Annotated in this window: 15 protein-coding genes; 11 read left to right on the top strand and 4 right to left on the bottom strand. The window is 64.0% G+C overall.

Annotated features, from left to right (window positions below):
* Nucleotides 1-3: 3 nt before the first annotated feature.
* The 3 genes from AC07PT_RS21070 to AC07PT_RS21060 form a co-directional block, all read right to left on the bottom strand.
* Nucleotides 4-690 carry an AAA family ATPase gene (locus AC07PT_RS21070; RefSeq protein WP_492347457.1) on the bottom strand — a complete coding sequence of 229 codons (687 nt, stop codon included), beginning with the start codon at nucleotides 688-690 and terminating at the stop codon, nucleotides 4-6.
* 1,396 nt (nucleotides 691-2,086) lie between these two features.
* A complete protein-coding gene (locus AC07PT_RS21065) occupies nucleotides 2,087-2,434 on the bottom strand; it encodes a hypothetical protein (RefSeq protein ID WP_492347458.1) in 348 nt (115 codons plus the stop codon).
* A 577-nt stretch (nucleotides 2,435-3,011) separates the two neighbouring features.
* Complete coding sequence (locus AC07PT_RS21060) at nucleotides 3,012-4,040, bottom strand: AraC family transcriptional regulator (RefSeq protein WP_494657986.1); 1,029 nt, start codon at nucleotides 4,038-4,040, stop codon at nucleotides 3,012-3,014.
* Nucleotides 4,041-4,320: 280 nt separating this feature from the next.
* Between AC07PT_RS21060 and AC07PT_RS21055 the strand changes: the two genes are divergently transcribed.
* From AC07PT_RS21055 to AC07PT_RS21015, 9 genes are all read left to right on the top strand, one after another.
* Nucleotides 4,321-4,776, top strand: coding sequence for a carboxymuconolactone decarboxylase family protein (locus tag AC07PT_RS21055; RefSeq protein WP_494657985.1), 456 nt, complete (start codon nucleotides 4,321-4,323; stop codon nucleotides 4,774-4,776).
* Nucleotides 4,777-4,827: 51 nt separating this feature from the next.
* On the top strand, nucleotides 4,828-5,883 hold the full coding sequence (locus tag AC07PT_RS21050) for a beta-keto acid cleavage family enzyme (protein ID WP_492347461.1): 1,056 nt from the start codon (nucleotides 4,828-4,830) through the stop codon (nucleotides 5,881-5,883).
* Between the two features lie 48 nt (nucleotides 5,884-5,931).
* On the top strand, nucleotides 5,932-7,209 hold the full coding sequence (locus AC07PT_RS21045) for an MFS transporter (protein WP_494657984.1): 1,278 nt from the start codon (nucleotides 5,932-5,934) through the stop codon (nucleotides 7,207-7,209).
* 13 nt (nucleotides 7,210-7,222) lie between these two features.
* The gene (locus AC07PT_RS21040; RefSeq protein ID WP_492347463.1) at nucleotides 7,223-8,092 is read left to right on the top strand and encodes an SDR family NAD(P)-dependent oxidoreductase; all 870 of its coding nucleotides are present in this window, start codon (nucleotides 7,223-7,225) and stop codon (nucleotides 8,090-8,092) included.
* A gap of 118 nt (nucleotides 8,093-8,210) precedes the next feature.
* Entirely contained in the window at nucleotides 8,211-9,410 is a 1,200-nt protein-coding gene (locus AC07PT_RS21035; RefSeq protein ID WP_494657983.1) for a porin, read from the top strand.
* A 155-nt stretch (nucleotides 9,411-9,565) separates the two neighbouring features.
* Entirely contained in the window at nucleotides 9,566-10,606 is a 1,041-nt protein-coding gene (locus tag AC07PT_RS21030) for a YeiH family protein (protein WP_494657982.1), read from the top strand.
* On the top strand, nucleotides 10,599-10,931 hold the full coding sequence (locus AC07PT_RS21025) for a Rieske (2Fe-2S) protein (protein ID WP_494657981.1): 333 nt from the start codon (nucleotides 10,599-10,601) through the stop codon (nucleotides 10,929-10,931). Before AC07PT_RS21030 ends, AC07PT_RS21025 begins: the two co-directional genes overlap by 8 nt.
* 84 nt (nucleotides 10,932-11,015) lie before the next feature.
* Nucleotides 11,016-11,621 carry a LysE family translocator gene (locus AC07PT_RS21020; RefSeq protein ID WP_494657980.1) on the top strand — a complete coding sequence of 202 codons (606 nt, stop codon included), beginning with the start codon at nucleotides 11,016-11,018 and terminating at the stop codon, nucleotides 11,619-11,621.
* Nucleotides 11,622-11,634: 13 nt separating this feature from the next.
* Nucleotides 11,635-12,447, top strand: coding sequence for a helix-turn-helix domain-containing protein (locus AC07PT_RS21015; protein WP_492347468.1), 813 nt, complete (start codon nucleotides 11,635-11,637; stop codon nucleotides 12,445-12,447).
* A gap of 92 nt (nucleotides 12,448-12,539) precedes the next feature.
* Here the strand turns inward: AC07PT_RS21015 and AC07PT_RS21010 are convergent, their stop codons facing one another.
* A complete protein-coding gene (locus tag AC07PT_RS21010) occupies nucleotides 12,540-13,463 on the bottom strand; it encodes a LysR family transcriptional regulator (RefSeq protein WP_494657979.1) in 924 nt (307 codons plus the stop codon).
* 179 nt (nucleotides 13,464-13,642) lie between these two features.
* Here AC07PT_RS21010 and AC07PT_RS21005 point away from each other — a divergent pair, with 179 nt between their 5' ends.
* Both AC07PT_RS21005 and AC07PT_RS21000 read left to right on the top strand, forming a co-directional pair.
* Nucleotides 13,643-15,319, top strand: a complete 1,677-nt coding sequence (locus AC07PT_RS21005) for a DUF1302 domain-containing protein (RefSeq protein WP_494657978.1) — start codon at nucleotides 13,643-13,645, stop codon at nucleotides 15,317-15,319.
* A gap of 18 nt (nucleotides 15,320-15,337) precedes the next feature.
* Complete coding sequence (locus tag AC07PT_RS21000; protein ID WP_494657977.1) at nucleotides 15,338-16,699, top strand: DUF1329 domain-containing protein; 1,362 nt, start codon at nucleotides 15,338-15,340, stop codon at nucleotides 16,697-16,699.
* The last annotated feature ends 95 nt before the right edge of the window (nucleotides 16,700-16,794 follow it).

The raw sequence follows: 16,794 nt of genomic DNA, 5'->3' as shown, positions 1-16,794 counted from the left end.
TTTTTATTTAGCCTTAGATACTTTCATTTCCAACAACCCAGTCACCTCGTCAACCAAGGCGTCGACTTCCGATGCCGCCACAGACTTGCCAAAAGAGCGAACAACACAACCATAAAGCTGAGATTCGGGGAACACATTGCGCATTGCCAACGTGGATTTCAGGATAGGGATCTGCGCGCCAGACTTGAGCGTTTCCAGGCAACTGTCAAAAATATTGCCTCGGCGAACCATGCTGAGCAGGTACACCGCTTTCAGGTTATCGCCCCCACGGGAGGCGCGGGCTTGGCGCGCCTCCAGTACCAGCTCTTCTGCTTGCTTGGATGCCCAAACGTTGTCCATGACGGGGACCACTGGAATGATGGCCAGATCCGATGCCACCAAGGCCGCCCATGGCACCCGCGATCCCAGTGCTGGCGGGCAGTCGATGATGATGACGTCGTACTTTTCTGCGATGGCCGAGAGCTTTTCAAGAAAGGCTTCCTTCAACGGTGCCATGGACAACACCTCTGCCGGGAAAGGGGTTTCTGCAGCCGCTTGATGAAACCACAGCGCGGCGGTGTTCTGGGGATCCATGTCCACCACAAAAACCCGCAGCCCCCGCAAGCCCAAAGTGCCTGCCAACTGCATGGTTGTCATGGTTTTTGCGCATCCACCCTTTTGGTTGAACACGGTAACGATTTTGGCTGTCATGAGCACCCCTTATGCCTCTGTGCGTCTATTCACGCGTGAATGAAATGGCCTTGCCCATTTTATCTAAATAATTTGTATGAAAATTAAAGAATCACATTAATTTGACGGGTTGGATTGATTTTGGTCGGTTCAGGTTCAGGTTCAGGTTGAGGTTGAGGTTGAGGTTGAGGTTGAGGTTGAGGTTGAGGGGTATTCACGCGTGAATGAGCTGTTGATGGCCTTCGGGCTTCGTGCGGGGTCGGGTGTTTGCGTGTGGAGAGCCTCATTGCAGCGCCAACGCTTGATTGCCCAGCAGCCCAACAGCCCATGCTCCTATTCACGCGTGAATGTCTGGGCTGCGCGATGCTGTGCTTCTCGGTGGCGCACCGAGGTCGATGGGTGATGGGTCTGTGTTGATCTCTTCGTGCGGCGAGGGAGTGCGTCGCCGATGCGTTGAGTCAGGCCGAGCAGGGTCGGTTCGATTGCTCGTTGTCAGGCCCGGATGGGTGCGAATTGTTGGCGGGTCCGTGGTTGGCGCCGTGCAGTCAGTCGGCTGACCGACCGACCGACTGCTCAGAGCGTCGCGCCCCTTGGCCTATGCCTGGCAGAGTTCGGTGTTTGAGTTCGGGGCGGGTTTGTTGAAATGGTGGCGGAGCCGCCTGGGTGGTGTTGAAGGCCGTGGCTTACAGGCACCAATTGTCGGACTGCATTCAAGCCGATGGTCGTCAGGTTTGAATGCGGGCGCAAATTGAGCGTATCTGCTGCCATCGGGCGGTTGGGGCAAAGGTATAAACCACCGTCCCTGTGAACTTGATGGCCTGGCAAGGGCTTGCTCTTTCTCCGGGTGGCGGATGTCCTGGGTGAAATGAATGCGCCTTTGTGGAGGGCGAGGTTGTTGAGGTGGCGCGCGGCTGAAAATCTTTGATGCTGGAGCGGGCAGGGCCCCGTCCATGGCGCGACCAAGGTGCATTGCCAAGTGTGCTCGTCTGCATGATGTGTCGCGTGTGCTGTTGGTCAAAATCACCGTCGCAAGTTCAATGCATCCGCTTGGTGTTGGTCGGGGCGGCCCCTCGCAACGTCGGTGTCGTGGCAACCCGCAACCCGCAACCCGCCGATGCCGTTTGTTGGATGCGAAAGGCTCGGCTTACCCCCCCCAAAAAAAAAAGCGCTTGTCGTGCCCAATTTCTATTGGGTTCTTTTGCTCGTTTTGGGTGTTGCGGGTTTTATTTTTTTAGAAGGAGTTCTGGTCGTGGGTGGGGCGATGTGGCAGCCCGCGGAGAATCGATCCACGAGGTCCATCGTCGATGGCGCCAGGGGCAAAACGCAGTGCACTGAATCGTTTTTGCTGATCAATGACTGAAATCACAGATATTTCATTGATTTCATCATTGTCTTGAGTGTCCCCAAAAGGGGTAGATCAGCGTGGCCTTGAGGGCGGGTTGGTTTCATCCAGCTTCATCTCCAGGCTGGCAACCCTGTCCGACAAGCGACTGATGCCTGCCGCAATTCGACTGAGCTCCAGGATCGAATCGCCGCCCCTGCCGTCCGTACTCCCTCCCCGGTTTGATTTGAGCTCGGCGATCAACTGCAACTGCATGGCGTTGGATTCGTCGTATTTGCGCATCAGCGCCATTCGAGCCACCCGAAAGTCGGACGCATCGCGTTGGATCTCTCGCAAGCTGCCCATGGCCTGCTGCACTTGCTCTCCAAGCCGCTGGATATGAGCCTGCATGGCTTGAAAATCGGCCAGAGGCAGCGCCACCATGGGGGCTGGGGCCTGTGCCGAAGCGTGGGCTGCAAGGGCCTGGTTTCCAGAAGGTGAGTGGCCCTCGCCCGGCTTGGCCGCATCTTGCCCGGCCATCGGGGCGCCGGCATCTCGTCTCGGGCTCCAGCGGGCCAGAATCAGTCGCCGCGCTGTGGCCAAGTCAAACCTGACTCGCTGGCTGTGGCCGCTCTTGGCAGGCTCATGATGCCTGGCGGCGTCCAACAATCCGGTGGCGGCCCAGCGTTTGAGTGTGGCGATCGAAGGCCCCAGGTTGTCCAACTCCTGGTTCAGACATTCTTGCAGCGCAGGCAGTGAAAGGAGTCTTTTTTGGCTCATATTGGTATCAACTTGGAATCATGATACCGAAATGCCGATGCCGAATAAAGATCGCGTGAAACATTTTCCTGTGAAGCTGATCCATGACATCTGAATAATGCTTCAACTCATTGTTTTTATTGAATTTATACAGAGCCATGCCCAGGCCCGTGAAACATCGAAGGCAAATGGGCAACTCGGTCGATTCGGCATGACGATGTACCGGGGTGGGGTATCCGCTGCGTCACCTGCGCGCGAGGCCTCAGGTGCCTGGCTTTGCCGTGCGATGGGCGGCATCACCGACCTGCGACCGCTGCTCGGCGGCACAGATGCCGAAAGTCTGCTTGTACCAACGCGAGAACGCGCTTGAATGAGCAAAGCCCAGCAGTTGGGCAATGTCGGTCAATGAGCGCCGTCGCTCAGCCACATAACGCTGCGCCAGTTCCATCCGGGCCGACTGGACCAGCGCACTGAAGGTTTGCCCCTCTTCGACCAGCTGCCGGCTCAGGGTGCTGCGCGAGATGCCCATGAGGGCGGCCACATGTTCCGCAGTGCAGCGGCCGCGTGGCATCAGCGTCAGGGTCATCTGTCTGACCTCGTCGCTGACCGTGCGTTGCACCAGACTGTCCACACCCAGCTTGTGCCGGATGTAATCGGCCATCACCGGATCCGCCGAGGGCACGGCGGTGTCCAGATCCTGGCTGGTGCACACAATGCCATTGAACTCGCAGTTGAACTCCGGCGTCTGGCCCAACACGCTGCGATGAATCGAAAGATCTGCGGGGGCCTCGTGGGTGAAGCAGATGCGCCGTGCCTTCCAGTCTGCCCCCAGGAACAGACGCAGCATTCGGATCACCACACCGATGACCAACTCGGTGGCCTGCCGAAACGACGCCTGTCCCGCCCCCATCAGATCTTCATGAATGATCGCGATCCCAGCCGCCTCTTCGATGCGGTGCAACAGTGACTCGTTGTGTGTGTGCCGATAGCGTTCCACGATCTGCATCGCCGCACGCACGGTGGGCGCTTCTCGGTAAAGCAAGCCGACCGCACCCAGATTCGAGATCCGCCGCTCTTTGGCCATCAGCAGTCCGAAGCACTCCTGGCTGGCGACACGGGCCGAATCCTCCAGCAGGCGGTTCACTGCATCAATGGGGATGCGCAGATCGGGGTTCTCCAGGCAAGCTTGGGGCAGCCCTGCGAGCGCCAGCCGGCGCCAGGGGTCCAACCCACAAGACTGGGCGACCTCCACATAGTTGGTCAGACAAGCCGCGCGAACCTGCAAAGACATAAGGGTTGATTGCTTGGGCAGAGGAGGGCAGGGGATGCCGACAGATGGTAGTCCAGCTCGCGAGGGCGGCCTGGCCACCCGGGCGCGTCGGGCGCACTGGTCAGGCTCGAGTCTGGAAGTGCAGCAGCCTCGGTTGCGGCAGGCATGGGGGGCCCTGGGGTTTCCCCTTGCTGAGACGGATAGATAAATTAATGAAGCGAAATGGTAAGCGCCAACGGGGTGCCAGACCAAGAATCGGCGCCATCAGCAAGCCCAGTTCTTCGTTCAATCCGGAGCCCCCATGCAGGACACACCCACTCAGACACATACTCAGACACATACTCAGGCGCCCACCCAGGCACCCACTCAGACAGCCGCCACGCCGGTCTGTGACCACCTGAAAAAAGCCGGCCAGTGGAACCCGCTTTGGGACGACTTTCAGGCCCTTGACCCCGCCTGGACCGAAAAATTCATGGCCATGGGCGTCACCCCCATGAGTGCCGGTGTGCTGGATCCCAAGACCTGGGAGTTCATCGCCATCGCGGTCGATGCCTCATGCACCCACCTCTATGGCCCGGGTGTGCGCCGCCACATCCGCAAGGCGTTGGAACTGGGGGCCACAGTGCAAGAGATCACCGCAGTGCTGCAGGCCGTCAGCGTGCTCGGCATTCACACCATGAGCCTGGCAGCCCCCATCCTCATCGAGGAAAGCGTTCGCCTCCAGGCATCGGCCACCGCGCTGTCCCGACACCCGTGACTTGTTTAGCGACATCCCCACTTTTCGACACCCCTTTCAAGGAGACACCCCATGCAATTCTTCGACGATTCCCTGCTGCCCGAAACCCAGCAAGCGCTGGTGATCCAGGTCGCCCCCTATGGGCCTGAGTTCCTGCCCGGTGACTCGGACGACATTCCCGTGACGATGGACGAGCAGGTCCAGAAGGCCGTCGATTGCTACAACGCCGGGGCCACGGTGCTGCACGTGCATGTGCGCGAGGCCGATGGCAAGGGCAGCAAACGCATGTCGATGTTCAACGAGATGTTGGCCCGGCTGCGCCAGGCCGTACCCGACATGGTGCTGCAGGTGGGCGGTTCGATCTCCTTCGCGCCCGAGGGCGAAGGCGCTGATGCCCGCTGGCTCAACGACGACACCCGCCACATGCTGGCCGAGCTCGATCCCAAGCCCGACCAGGTCACCATCGCCATCAACACCAACCAGATGAACGTTTGCGAGTTGATGTCAGGCGATGACGTGGCCGGTACCTCACTGGCCCTGCCGGCCTACCACGCCGCCTACCGCGAGATGTGGATCCCCTCGGGCCCCGGCTTCGTCGAAGAGCACCTGCGCCGCCTGCAGGCCGCCGGCATCCAGCCGCACTTCATGCTCGGCGACGTGGGCCAACTCGAGACGGTGGAGCGCTTGATCCGGCGCGGTGTCTATACCGGGCCCCTGATCCTCAACCACGTCATGATCGGGGGCGGCGCTGATGGCCCCAGTCCCTACAACCTGATGGAGTTCATCCGCCGCACCCCGCCCGGCGCCGTGCTCACGGTCGAGGGCATCATGCGCACGGTGCTGCCCCTCAACACCATGGCGATTGCGATGGGCCTGCACGTCCGCGTAGGCATCGAGGACAACCTCTGGGGCCGCAAAGGCGAGCGCATGAGCTCTGTGCAGCAGGTCGAACAAATGGTGCGCATCGCCCGTGAACTGCACCGCGACGTGGCCACCGGTGCCCAGGCGCGCCAGATCTACAAGATCGGCGAGTGCTACGCCAATGCTGACGAATCCCTGCACCGCATCGGCTTCGCACCCAACCGGCGGGCCGGCGAGCGGGGTGCCCCCATGCTGCAGGCCGCCTGAGCCTGCCCTGCCCCACACCCACCACTAAAAAAGACATTGGAGACAAGCATGGCGTGGAAGAGCAATCCCAAGGCGGTCATGGCCTGCCTGCTGGTGATCCATGTGCTTGCGCACATCGATCGCAACATGTTGCTGGGCTTCTCACCCCAGATCACCCGCGACCTGGCGCTGAGCAATGCGCAATATGGCTTTCTGGCCGGCGCGGTGTGGGTGCTCAGCTTTGGCGTCATGGCCCTGGTCATGGGCTCGCTGGCCGATCGCTACAGCCGCACCCGGGTGATGGCCTGCGGCATTCTGATCTGGAGTGTGTGCACGGCGGCTTCGGGCGCCGCCAACAGCTTTGGTGGCCTGGTGGCGGCGCGCTTTTTTGTCGCCAGCGGCGAGGCGGCGCTGGTGCCGGCCGCTGTGTCCCTCATCGCCGAGCTGTTCTCTGAAAAGCGGCGCGGCACCGCCATGGGGGTGTTTTTCGCGGGCATCCCGCTGGGCATCGGCTTCAGCTTCGTGCTTGCGGGCACCCTGGGCGCAAGCCATGGCTGGCGTGAGACCTTTTATGGCCTGGGCCTGGTGGGCGTGCTGATCGCCTTGCCGGTGGCCTTCTTGAAAGACCCGCGCAATGCGCCCGGTGTCGGGCAAGGGCCACACGACCGCGGTGCCCCCATGCCGCAGCAACTGGCGGCGCTTTGGGGGGTGCTGCGCGGCAGCCCGGCACTGACGCTCACCATGGCTGGCTTTGTGCTGGTGCACTTCGTGATCGCCGGCCTGTCGTTTGTGCAACTGTGGCTGGTGCGTGAGCGCGGTGTCGATGCCGCCGGCATGGCTCGCCAGCTCGGCCTGTTGCAGATCGCCTTTGGAACGCTGGGCGCTCTGGGCGGCGGCCTTTTGAGTGACCGTTTGTCGCGCCATGTACCCGGGGGCCGCGCAGGCTTCATGGCGCTGCTGGTGCTGGTGTGCGGGCCCTTGATGGTGGCTCACCGTTTTGCCGAGCCGGGCTCGGCCCTGTTCTACCTCGGCATGTGTGCCGGCATCTTTTTGCCCATGGCGCTCTACGGGCCTGCGGTCTCGCTCATCCAGGGGCTGACACCGCATCACATGCGCTCCACCGTCACCGGCATGTCGATGCTGCTGATCAACGTCTTTGCCATTGCCATCGGCAACGCCCTGATCGGTGCGGTGAGTGACCACCTGGAGGCGGCAGGCCAGGCCCAGCCCTTGACCCACATCCTGCTGGTCTGCGATGCCCTGGTGATTCTGGCAGCAGCGGTGTTCGCCCTCGCGGCCCGCCGCGACACCCGCCCCGCCCCCATGGTCGGCGTGGCCGTGCACTGACAGGAGAGCCGGCATGGAACTCAACAACAAGCCGCAGCCATCGCAGGCCGGCCAAGCGCAGCGACTGGCCGGCCGGGTGGCCCTGGTGACCGGTGCCGGCCCGGGGTTGGGCGGCGTGATCGCGCAGGCCTTTGCCCGCGAGGGCGCGAAATTGCTCGTGTGTGACATTGACGAGGCTGCACTCCAGGCCACCCAAGCCGCCCTACAGGCGCTGGGCGCTGAGTGCCTGCCGATACTGTGCGATGTTTCCAGCAGTGCCTCGGTGGATGCGATGTTCGACCTGGCCCTGGCCCGATGGGGGGCGGTCGACATCCTGGTCAACAACGCCGCCCGTGTGCCCAGCTCGGCCCTCGAAACCCAACGCCGCAATCAACACTACGCCTACGCCACCACCCCGGTGCCTCGGCAATCCCTGGGCATCGTGGCGTCCTTGTCCGACGAGGATTGGCTCAAGTGGTGGGGCGTGAACATGCACGGCGTGTTCTATTGCACCCGGGCGGCCCTGCGCAGCATGCAGCCCCGGCAATCGGGCCGCATCATCAACATCGCCTCGGTGGCGGGCCTGGGTGCTGGCAGCATGCACAGCCCGGGCTACTCGGCCACCAAGGCCGGCGTGATCAGCCTGACCCGCACCACCGCGTACGACGTGGCCGGCGCCAACATCCTGGTCAATGCCATCGCCTGTGGCGGTGTGCACACCCCACCGTTCGAGGCCTACCTGGCCGGTGCCACCGAAACCCAGCGCAACAGCCTGTTCCAGATGATCCCTGCGGGGCGTTTGGGCCGGCCCGAAGAGTACGCCGCACTGGCCTTGTTCCTGGCCGCCGAAGAGCACTACCTCGTGGGGCAAGTCATCAGCCCAAACGGTGGGTATGTGATCTGAGCTGATCCCCTTCCCCAAGCGGCCGAGCAGGGCCGCACTGCCCACCCGTCAGACCCCCGGCCTGCCGGCAAGGCCCCTGCTCGGCCTTGAATTCCAACCCACCCTCAAGAGAAGACAAATGACGATCAAACCCCAAACCATTTTCTGGGCCGCTGGGCTCGTGCTGAGCACGCAAGCCCTGGCCCAATCAACGCTGAGCCTGTACGGCACGCTGGATCTGGGCCTGATGAACATCTCGAACACCAGCAGTGGCACCGGCTACCTGCCCAAGGCCGTCAGCTCCGGCGGCGGCAGCCTGCAGCTCAAGGACGGCGGTATCGGCAACAGCAGCTGGGGCCTCAAGGGTGAGGAAGATCTGGGCGATGGCCTCAAGGCCCTGTTCCAGTTGCAGGGCAACCTCAAGGCCAACTCGGGCGACAGCGGCGGGCCCAACAGCAGCGGTGGCACCTCGGTGTTCAACCAGATGGCAACTGTGGGGCTCGGCGGCGCCTTCGGTGAGATCCGCTTCGGCCGCCAAGTCTCGCCCCTTTACTACGCCCTGGCCAGCAGCGATGCCCGCGGTGCACGCTACTTCGGCAGTGCCCTGACAGCGCTGGTGGGCCTCAACAGCGCCAGTGGCCTGTACATCGGCAACAACTCCAACCCCGCGTTTGGCACCATCTACAACGACAACGCAGTGGTCTACAACGCCCCGACCTGGCAAAACCTGTCGCTTAGCGCCGCCTACGCCTTTGGCAATACCCCGGGCAGCCCGCAGGCCAACTCACAACAGACCTTGGCCGCCCTGTACAGCGCGAATGGCTTGAAGCTGTCGGCCTTCTACTACAACGGCTACGGCAACAGCGCCCCGGCTGCTGCCATCCTGATGGGCTCGGCGGCCAATGCGGCGGCCGCCGGCTTCACGGCCAACGCCAACACCAACCGCCTGATGTCGCTGGGCGGGATGTACACCCGAGGTGCTTACACCGTCAGCGCCTCCTGGATGGGCGCACGCAACCCAGCGCAACTGAACCACCTGGTCGGGGGCTCGGACAGTCTGGACCTCTGGAGCGTCGGCGCTGCCTGGCAAGTGGCCCCGCTGGCCAAGCTCAGCGCCGGCTACTACCGCATCAAGGACAACACCCACCCGGGCAACCTCTCCACCCAGCTTGCCCTGGGCCTGGACTACTTTCTTTCCAAGCGCACCACCCTGTATGTCGAGGTGGCCCAGGTCAGCAACCAGGGCGCCAACATGAACACCAGCCCGGTCTACGCCTCACCGGTGGCGGCCAACCAAGGTGTGACCGCCTGGATGGCCGGCCTGCGCCACAGCTTCTGAGCCACGTTCGAAAGCGGCGCATTCATGTTCCAGCAAGGTCCCAGCATGCCTTTCACCCTGATCAGGCCCGGTTTGCCGCGCGGCGGCAGTCAGCCTCGGCTTCATCCACTCCCAGTGTCGTCCCGAAGAGACCGCCAGCCAGCCGGGGTGCCCGCATGAAGCGCTGGACAAGCCGAGCGCGCAGCCTGACACCCGGCGTGCTGATGGCCGCCCTGGTCGCGGTGGCCGCCATGTTCCTGTCCGACCACCACGGCACCCCGGTGATGCTGTTGGCGCTGCTGTTGGGCATGGCAGTGAACTTCCTGTCCCAGGAGGAGCGATGCCGACCCGGCATCGAGTTCACCGCCCGTCAAGTGTTGCGCTGGGGCGTGGCGCTGCTGGGTTTGAAAATCACGGCCGCGCAAGTCCAGTCACTGGGCTGGCAGCCACTGCTCATGGTGATCGTGGCCGTGGTCCTGACCCTGGCCTTCGGCATCGTCACGGCGCGCGTCATGGGTTTTCAGACCCAGTTTGGCTTGCTCACCGGTGGCGCTGTGGGCATCTGTGGTGCCTCTGCGGCGCTGGCTTTGTCGGCGGTGTTGCCGCACCATCCGCAAAAGGAACGGGCCACCCTTTTCACGGTGATCGGTGTCAGCTCGCTGTCCACGCTGGCCATGGTGTTGTACCCCCTGGTGGTGCGGCTGCTGGGGCTCGATGCGTTGAATGCCGGCCTCTTTCTTGGTGGCACCATCCACGATGTGGCCCAGGTGGTGGGTGCGGGCTACAGCCTGGGGCCCGAGACCGGCGATGCGGCCACTGTGGTCAAGCTGTTGCGCGTGGCCATGCTGTTGCCGGTGCTGGCCCTGGCCGCCTGGATCACGCATCGGCAGCCTGCGCCGGCCACGCCCGAGGGCACCGAGGCCCGGCCGGGCCAGCCGCGCCGCCCCTCTGTGCTGCCCGTGTTTGCGCTGGTCTTCGCGGCGCTGGTCCTGGTCAACAGCCTGGGTCTGCTGCCCCGGCCGCTGGTGAGCGTCGGCGCGCAGTGCTCGCAGTGGTGCCTGATCATGGCCATGGCGGCCATCGGCATGAAAACACAACCGAAAGACATCCTCACGGTTGGTTGGAAGCCGGTGGCCCTGATGCTGCTCGAAACCCTGTTCCTGGCCGCCTTGTTCTACGTCCTGATGCGGCTCGCCGGCCTGCACACCCATGGCTGATTGGACGCTTGCTGTCTCGTGGGGCCGCCTGCAGGCTCAGGGCCGGGCCCGGGTCAGCCTGCCCGGCCTGGAATTGGCCTTGTTCCTCATCGACGGCGAGGTGCACGCCATCGAAGATGCTTGCCCCCACGCAGGTGCATCGCTGTGCCGCGGTCCCCTGAATGGCCTCAGGGTGCAATGCCCCGCACACGGGCTGAGGTTCGATCTGCGCACTGGCGCCATGCCTGGTGGGGGCCTGCAACTCAAGGTCTTTCCATCCCGCATCGTGGGTGACGAGGTGCAGGTCCGACTCGGGCCAGACATCCCGTCGCCCACGGTCTTGTGATGCGGCTGCAATTCCGTTCAATACGACGGTCGGCCATGAACCCACACTCCGGCCTCTTGATGTTTCTGCATGGAGGACGGGTTGATGGGTTTGCTTTTGATGGCCATGGGAAGCTTTGTCTTGGTGGGGGCCATCACGCCAGGGCCGGTGAACGTTCTGGCTCTGCGCCATGGCGTCACTTCGGGGCGTGGAGTGGCGGGGGCCTATGTGCTGGGGGCCAGCGTGAGCTATGCAGCGGTGGTCTGGCTCATGGGGGTGGGCGGCGAGTTGGTGTTGGGCACGCCCTGGGTCATGCCATTGGCACGGTGGGGCGGTGCCACCTACCTGCTTTATCTTGCCTGGCGCATGGGCACCGCGCCCCCGATCGAGATGAACAGCCAGGACAGCACCACCCGACATTCCAGTCTGGCGTCATTGATGCAAGGCGCCCTGACCCAGGTGCTCAACCCCAAGGCCTGGATTGTTGCGCTTTCGGGTGTCAGCCTGTTTGTGCTTTCACAGCGCGACATCTCGCAGGCGCGTTGGCTTTTTGTGGCCGTCTCGCTGTTCGGCTGCTTTCTGGGCGTCGGCAGTTGGGCCCTGGTCGGCCGGGTCCTGGCGCGCTGGTTGACGCTTCCCGGTCGGCAGCGGGTCTTCAATGTGGCCATGGGCAGCGTGCTTGCGCTTTGCGTGATGGCCATGCTCGGATAAGCTCACCCAGCCCATGAGCGCCGAGAGCCGACATCGAATCCACCGCCACCCGGCAGCGCCTTGGGCCGAACTGCGCGTCAGCGTGGACACCCTGGCCTGTTACCGGCCGCATTCCCATTCCGAATACTCGATCGGGCTGGTCGATCAGGGCCAGGCCAACTTTCATCACCCCGGCGGACCGAATCCTGTGAGGCCCGGATCGGTCGTCATGATCGAGCCTGACGTGGTGCATTCCTGCAATCCCGTGCGTCAGCAACCCTGGTCCTATCGCATGCTGTTTGTCGAGGCCGCCTGGCTGCACCAAGCCCTGGCCCAACTCTGGAACCTGCCCGCCCCGCTGACGGGGCTGGAGTTCCTGTCCCGCTGTGTGGACGACCCGGTCGTGGCGGGCCAGGTCCGAGGGCTTAGCGAGCCCCTGGATTCCGAGGCAGCCGCCCTGGCCCTGGCGCGGCAGCTGCCGGCATGGATCTCGAACTGGGCCCGTCCGGGGCGGGTGCACGACGTGGAGCGAGTGCCTGAGGCGCTGGCCCCGGCCATCGAGAACCTGCGAGCACAGCCTGAGCAGAAGCTCACCGTGCGTGAACTGGCGGCGCTGTGCGAGCTGTCGGAGGCCACCTTCATCCGGCGCTTCCAGGGGGCTTTTGGCATGACACCGGGCCGCTACCTGCACAACCTGCGCCTCAATGGCGCGAGAACACTGCTGTCCCGAGGCGTGCCCTTGGCCGAGGCCGCCCATGCGATGGGGTTCGCCGATCAGGCTCACCTGCAGCGCAGCTTCAAGGCCCACCATGCCATGACCCCGGGCAACTACCGACTTCGCCCTTGATCGGCAGCCCCCGGGCGCCGCATCGCCCCCCCGCCGAAAAGCCACCGGCCTGCCCGATGACCCAGGGCCGGTGCCTGCGGTTGCGGCTGGTTTCAGGTGGCCAAGGTGACCTGGTCCATCCTTGCTGCGGCCGCCAGCAGGGTCTGCCTCAGCCAGAGCAGGCCGGGGTCTTTCGATCGGTGCTTGTGCCATTGCATCACCTGCACCATCGGCGGGATCGGCAGGGGAGGGCGCAGCAGCCGGATCGGCAGATGCCGGCTGGCCTGCAGGGCCAGGCGCCGATGCAGGGTGGCGATGCGGTCGGTGCCCACCACCAGATGCGGCGCGGTCATGAAGCTGAAGGTCGACACTTCCACCCGCCGCTCCATGCCCTGGCGCCGCATGTAGTCAGACTCCAGCGATTGCCCACCGGCCGGGGGCTGCATGATCACATGGCCAGCGGCCAGGTACGAGTCCAGGGTCAGCTCACGGTCTCTGAAACGGCCCTGGTTGCACACCGCACACACAAAATCGTCCAGAAACACGGTGTCCGTCGGGTGGTCGGGTGAACAGAACTCTTTTGGAATCACCAGCAGATCCGCCTCGCCTTGCTCCAGCGCGCGCTGGGGTTGCTCCACCTGGGGCAGCAGGTGAAAACGCACCCGGCGCGCCTGTTCATGGGCCAGCACCATCAGGTGCGGCATCAGGGTGCTCAGCGAATAGTCCGACACGAAGATGCGGAACTCACGCTCCGAGCGCAGCGGGTCGAACTCGGGCTGGGCCGTGATGGTGGTGTCCACCCGCATCAGCACATCGCGCACCGCCTCTTTCAAGACCTCGGCACGGGGCGTCAGCTCCATGCGCCGCCCCACCTGCACCAGCAGTTCGTCATCGAAATACTCACGCAGGCGGGCCAGTGCATTGCTCATGGCCGATTGGCTCAGGTGCTGGCGTTCAGCTGCCCGGCTGATGCTGCAGGTGCTCAGCATCGCGTCCAGCGCGACCAGCAGGTTCAGATCCAGTTTGTTGAAGCGCATGGCGTGGGCCGGGGTCGCACCTCAGTGTTAACCCCTTATGTATTCATGAGATCGATATCTTAGATGGATTGAAACCATTTTACGAATGTGTGTCGTGTTCGTAATCTTCGTGTCAGCGATCGGTCAAGCCGGTCACAGCCTCAGCAAGAAGGCCCCTGAAACCCACGGAGACACACACGATGCACAACAGACCTCAGCGCCTGCGCTCGCGCACCAGATGGACCCGGCTGCCCCTGATGGCACTGCCCATGGTCCTGGCCCAGGGGGCGCAAGCCTTCGAACTGGACACTGGCAACGACGAGCTCAAGATCCGCCTCGACAACACCGTCAAGGCCAGCACGCAATACCGCCTGCAAGACGCCAGCCCGGCCCTGGTCAACAGCACCCGTCAGTTGGTGCCCGGTGTGGCCGCATCGGCCTTTCCCCAGGCGCTGAACCTGAATGCTGGTGACGACAACTTCCGCAACAAGGGCATCGTCTCCAAGCGCCTCGATCTGCTGAGCGAACTCGATGTGGTCTATCGCAAGGACCTGGGCCTGCGCCTCAGCGCGGCTGCGTGGTACGACGCAGCCTACAGCGGCAGCACCGCGGCCACCGATGTGGCCAACGGCCAGCCTGTCTACAACCAGTTCTCCAGCGCCACCCGAGACCTGGCTGGCCGCAAGGCCGAGGTGCTGGATGCCTTCATCTTTGGGGCGCTTCCGCTGGACAACGGCAACAAGGCCACCGGCCGCCTGGGCCGCCATGCCCTGCAGTACGGCGAAAGTCTGTTCTTCGGCGACAACGGCATTGCCCGGGCTCAGGGGCCGATCGACCTCTGGAAGCTGATGTCCTCGCCCAATGCCCAGTTCAAGGAGATCATCCGCCCCGTGCCCCAGGTCTCGGCCCAGGTGCCGCTGTCGTCCGATGTCTCGGTGGGCGGCTACTACCAGTTCCGATGGGAGGCCGATCGCATGGCGCCGGCCGGCAGCTACTTCAGCAGTGTCAACACCATCTGGGGGGGCTCGGGTCTGAACGAGGTGGTCGGCACCAGTGTCTTGCAGCCCGGCTCGGATGTGCGCCCGCCCAACAGCGGGCAATTCGGCGCCCAGCTCAAATGGCGCCTGGAGGAGACCGACCTTGGCTTCTATGCCGCGCGCTACCACGACAAGGCCGGCCAGCTCTACTCGCAGCTCAATGTGACGGGCGGGCAGGGCAACTGGTACTACGTCTTCCCTGATGCCGTGAAGACCGTGGGTGCCAGTGCCAGCCGCTCGCTGGGCAACACCAACGTGTCCATCGAGACTTCGCTGCGCAGCAACATGCCGCTGGTCAACAGCAACATCGTCTATGCCAACGTGGCCCCCGCCGGCACCCTGGCCACCGGCAAGACCGCCCACCTGAACCTGTCGTGGATCAGCTCCCTGGGCCCCAGCTTCCTGGCCCGCGAGGCCAACTTCATGGGTGAGATCGCCTGGAACCGCGTGCTCAGCAAGAACGACCCCGAGGGCCACCTCGACCCGCTGCGCACCCGCGACGCCACCGCCTTGCAGATGGTCTTCAGCCCCAGCTACCGCCAGGTCTTGCCGGGCCTCGACCTCAGCGTGCCGGTCGGGCTGCGCTACGTGTTGGACGGCAACTCTTCGGTCACCGGTCTGGCCTGGGGCCCCAAGGGCACAGGCTCGGCCACGCTGGGGCTGGAGGGAACCTACCAGGGGGTATGGCAGTTCTCGCTCAACTACACCCGCTTCCTGGGCGGTGCTGTGCCCTTCGTCAACTACACACCGTTGCTCACGGGCGGCACCGCCACCTACAGCACCGGCAACACCCTGGCCGACCGCGACTTTGTCTCGCTGTCCGTGCGCCGGACTTTCTGATTTCGACTGGAGACAAGCGTGAACAAGACAATGCTGATTTCGATGCTGGCCGCCGCTGCTGCGGTTTCAGGGATGGTGCCCGCAGTGGCGGCGGTGAGTGCCGAAGAAGCCGCCAAACTCAAGTCCGAACTGACCCCCTTCGGGGGCCAGAAGGCCGGCAATGCCGACGGCAGCATCCCGGCCTGGACCGGGGGCTACACCCAGCCCATCCCCGGCGACAAACCCGGCGGCCGCCGGGGCGACCCCTTCAAGGACGAGAAGCCCCTGCTGTCGATCAATGCCAAGAACGCCGAGCAATACGCCGCCAAACTCAGCGACGGCACCCGGGCCATGCTCAAGAAGTACCCCGACAGCTTCCGGGTCGATGTCTACCCCAGCCACCGCACGGCGGCGGCGCCGCAATGGGTGTACGACAACACCTTCAAGAACGTCACCCGGGCCCGGCTCAACAACGACGTGATCGAAGGCGCCTATGGCGGCATCCCCTTCCCCATCCCCAAGAGTGGGGCCGAGGCCATCAGCAACCACAGCCTGCGCTGGCGTGGCACCACCTGGCAGTGGCAGGCCACCCAGTACCAGCTCACCGCCGACGGCAAGGCGGTGCTGACCACCGAGGGCCAGGCCGACCAGCAGATGCCCTATTACTTTGAAGACGGCAGCCCCGAGCAGTTCGCCAAGAAGAACGAGTTCTGGCTGATCCGCCTCATCAACACCGGCCCGCCCATCCGCGCCGGCGAGGCCATCGTGGGCCGCAATCAGGTGGACGGCAGCAAAGACCAGGCCTGGGTCTACCTCACCGGCCAGCGTCGCGTGCGCAAGCTGCCCAACCCCTGCTGCGACACCCCGGCGCCCGCCACCGCCGGTGTGATGAGCTTCGACGAGCTGGAGACCTGGGCTGGCCGCATCGACCGCTTCGACTGGACCCTGGTCGGCAAGCAGGAGATGTTTATCCCCTACAACGGCAACAAACTGCTGCAGCCCAAGACCGACGCCGAGGTGCTGGGCGCCCACCACCTCAACCCCGACCACGTGCGCTGGGAGCTGCACCGCGTCTGGGTGATCGAGGCCAAGCTGCGCCAGGGCCAGCGTCACCAGGCCGTGCGCAGCCGTTACTACTGCGACGAGGACACCTGGAACTGCGTGCTCGGTGACCGCTGGGACGCCAACGGCCAGCTTTGGCGCACCCTGTGGTCGCAGACCCTGGTGGCCCCTGACCTGCCGGGCACCGTCATCGGCGCCATGGGCGTGAACGATCTGCTCACCGGCCAGGCCTATGTGGCCAACCTCTACAACAGCAAATCGGTGCAGTACGCCATCAGGCCGCGCCTGCCTGACACGGTGTTCACCCCCGATGCCATGGCTGGCGAGGGCATTCGCTGACCATCGTCCCGCGTCGCCTGCTCACCCGCGTCACCCACCGCTACCCCTCACCACACCCCCTCCACCTTCCAGGCCACAGTCGGGCGCAGCGCGCC

It is taken from the genome of Curvibacter sp. GW821-FHT09D12 (assembly GCF_059416245.1).
The sequence above is the reverse complement of the archived record's forward strand: the minus strand, read 5'-3'. Positions and strand labels throughout refer to the sequence as shown.

Bases quoted from the DNA above. Each gene is read 5' to 3' on its own strand.
- AC07PT_RS21005 (WP_494657978.1), top strand. From the start codon at position 13,643: ATGCACAACAGACCTCAGCGCCTGCGCTCGCGCACCAGATGGACCCGG.
- AC07PT_RS21050 (WP_492347461.1), top strand. From the start codon at position 4,828: ATGCAATTCTTCGACGATTCCCTGCTGCCCGAAACCCAGCAAGCGCTG.
- AC07PT_RS21035 (WP_494657983.1), top strand. From the start codon at position 8,211: ATGACGATCAAACCCCAAACCATTTTCTGGGCCGCTGGGCTCGTGCTG.
- AC07PT_RS21060 (WP_494657986.1), bottom strand. From the start codon at position 4,040: ATGTCTTTGCAGGTTCGCGCGGCTTGTCTGACCAACTATGTGGAGGTC.
- AC07PT_RS21025 (WP_494657981.1), top strand. From the start codon at position 10,599: ATGGCTGATTGGACGCTTGCTGTCTCGTGGGGCCGCCTGCAGGCTCAG.
- AC07PT_RS21020 (WP_494657980.1), top strand. From the start codon at position 11,016: ATGGGTTTGCTTTTGATGGCCATGGGAAGCTTTGTCTTGGTGGGGGCC.
- AC07PT_RS21055 (WP_494657985.1), top strand. From the start codon at position 4,321: ATGCAGGACACACCCACTCAGACACATACTCAGACACATACTCAGGCG.
- AC07PT_RS21010 (WP_494657979.1), bottom strand. From the start codon at position 13,463: ATGCGCTTCAACAAACTGGATCTGAACCTGCTGGTCGCGCTGGACGCG.
- AC07PT_RS21065 (WP_492347458.1), bottom strand. From the start codon at position 2,434: ATGGTGGCGCTGCCTCTGGCCGATTTTCAAGCCATGCAGGCTCATATC.
- AC07PT_RS21040 (WP_492347463.1), top strand. From the start codon at position 7,223: ATGGAACTCAACAACAAGCCGCAGCCATCGCAGGCCGGCCAAGCGCAG.
- AC07PT_RS21045 (WP_494657984.1), top strand. From the start codon at position 5,932: ATGGCGTGGAAGAGCAATCCCAAGGCGGTCATGGCCTGCCTGCTGGTG.
- AC07PT_RS21070 (WP_492347457.1), bottom strand. From the start codon at position 690: ATGACAGCCAAAATCGTTACCGTGTTCAACCAAAAGGGTGGATGCGCA.
- AC07PT_RS21015 (WP_492347468.1), top strand. From the start codon at position 11,635: ATGAGCGCCGAGAGCCGACATCGAATCCACCGCCACCCGGCAGCGCCT.
- AC07PT_RS21030 (WP_494657982.1), top strand. From the start codon at position 9,566: ATGAAGCGCTGGACAAGCCGAGCGCGCAGCCTGACACCCGGCGTGCTG.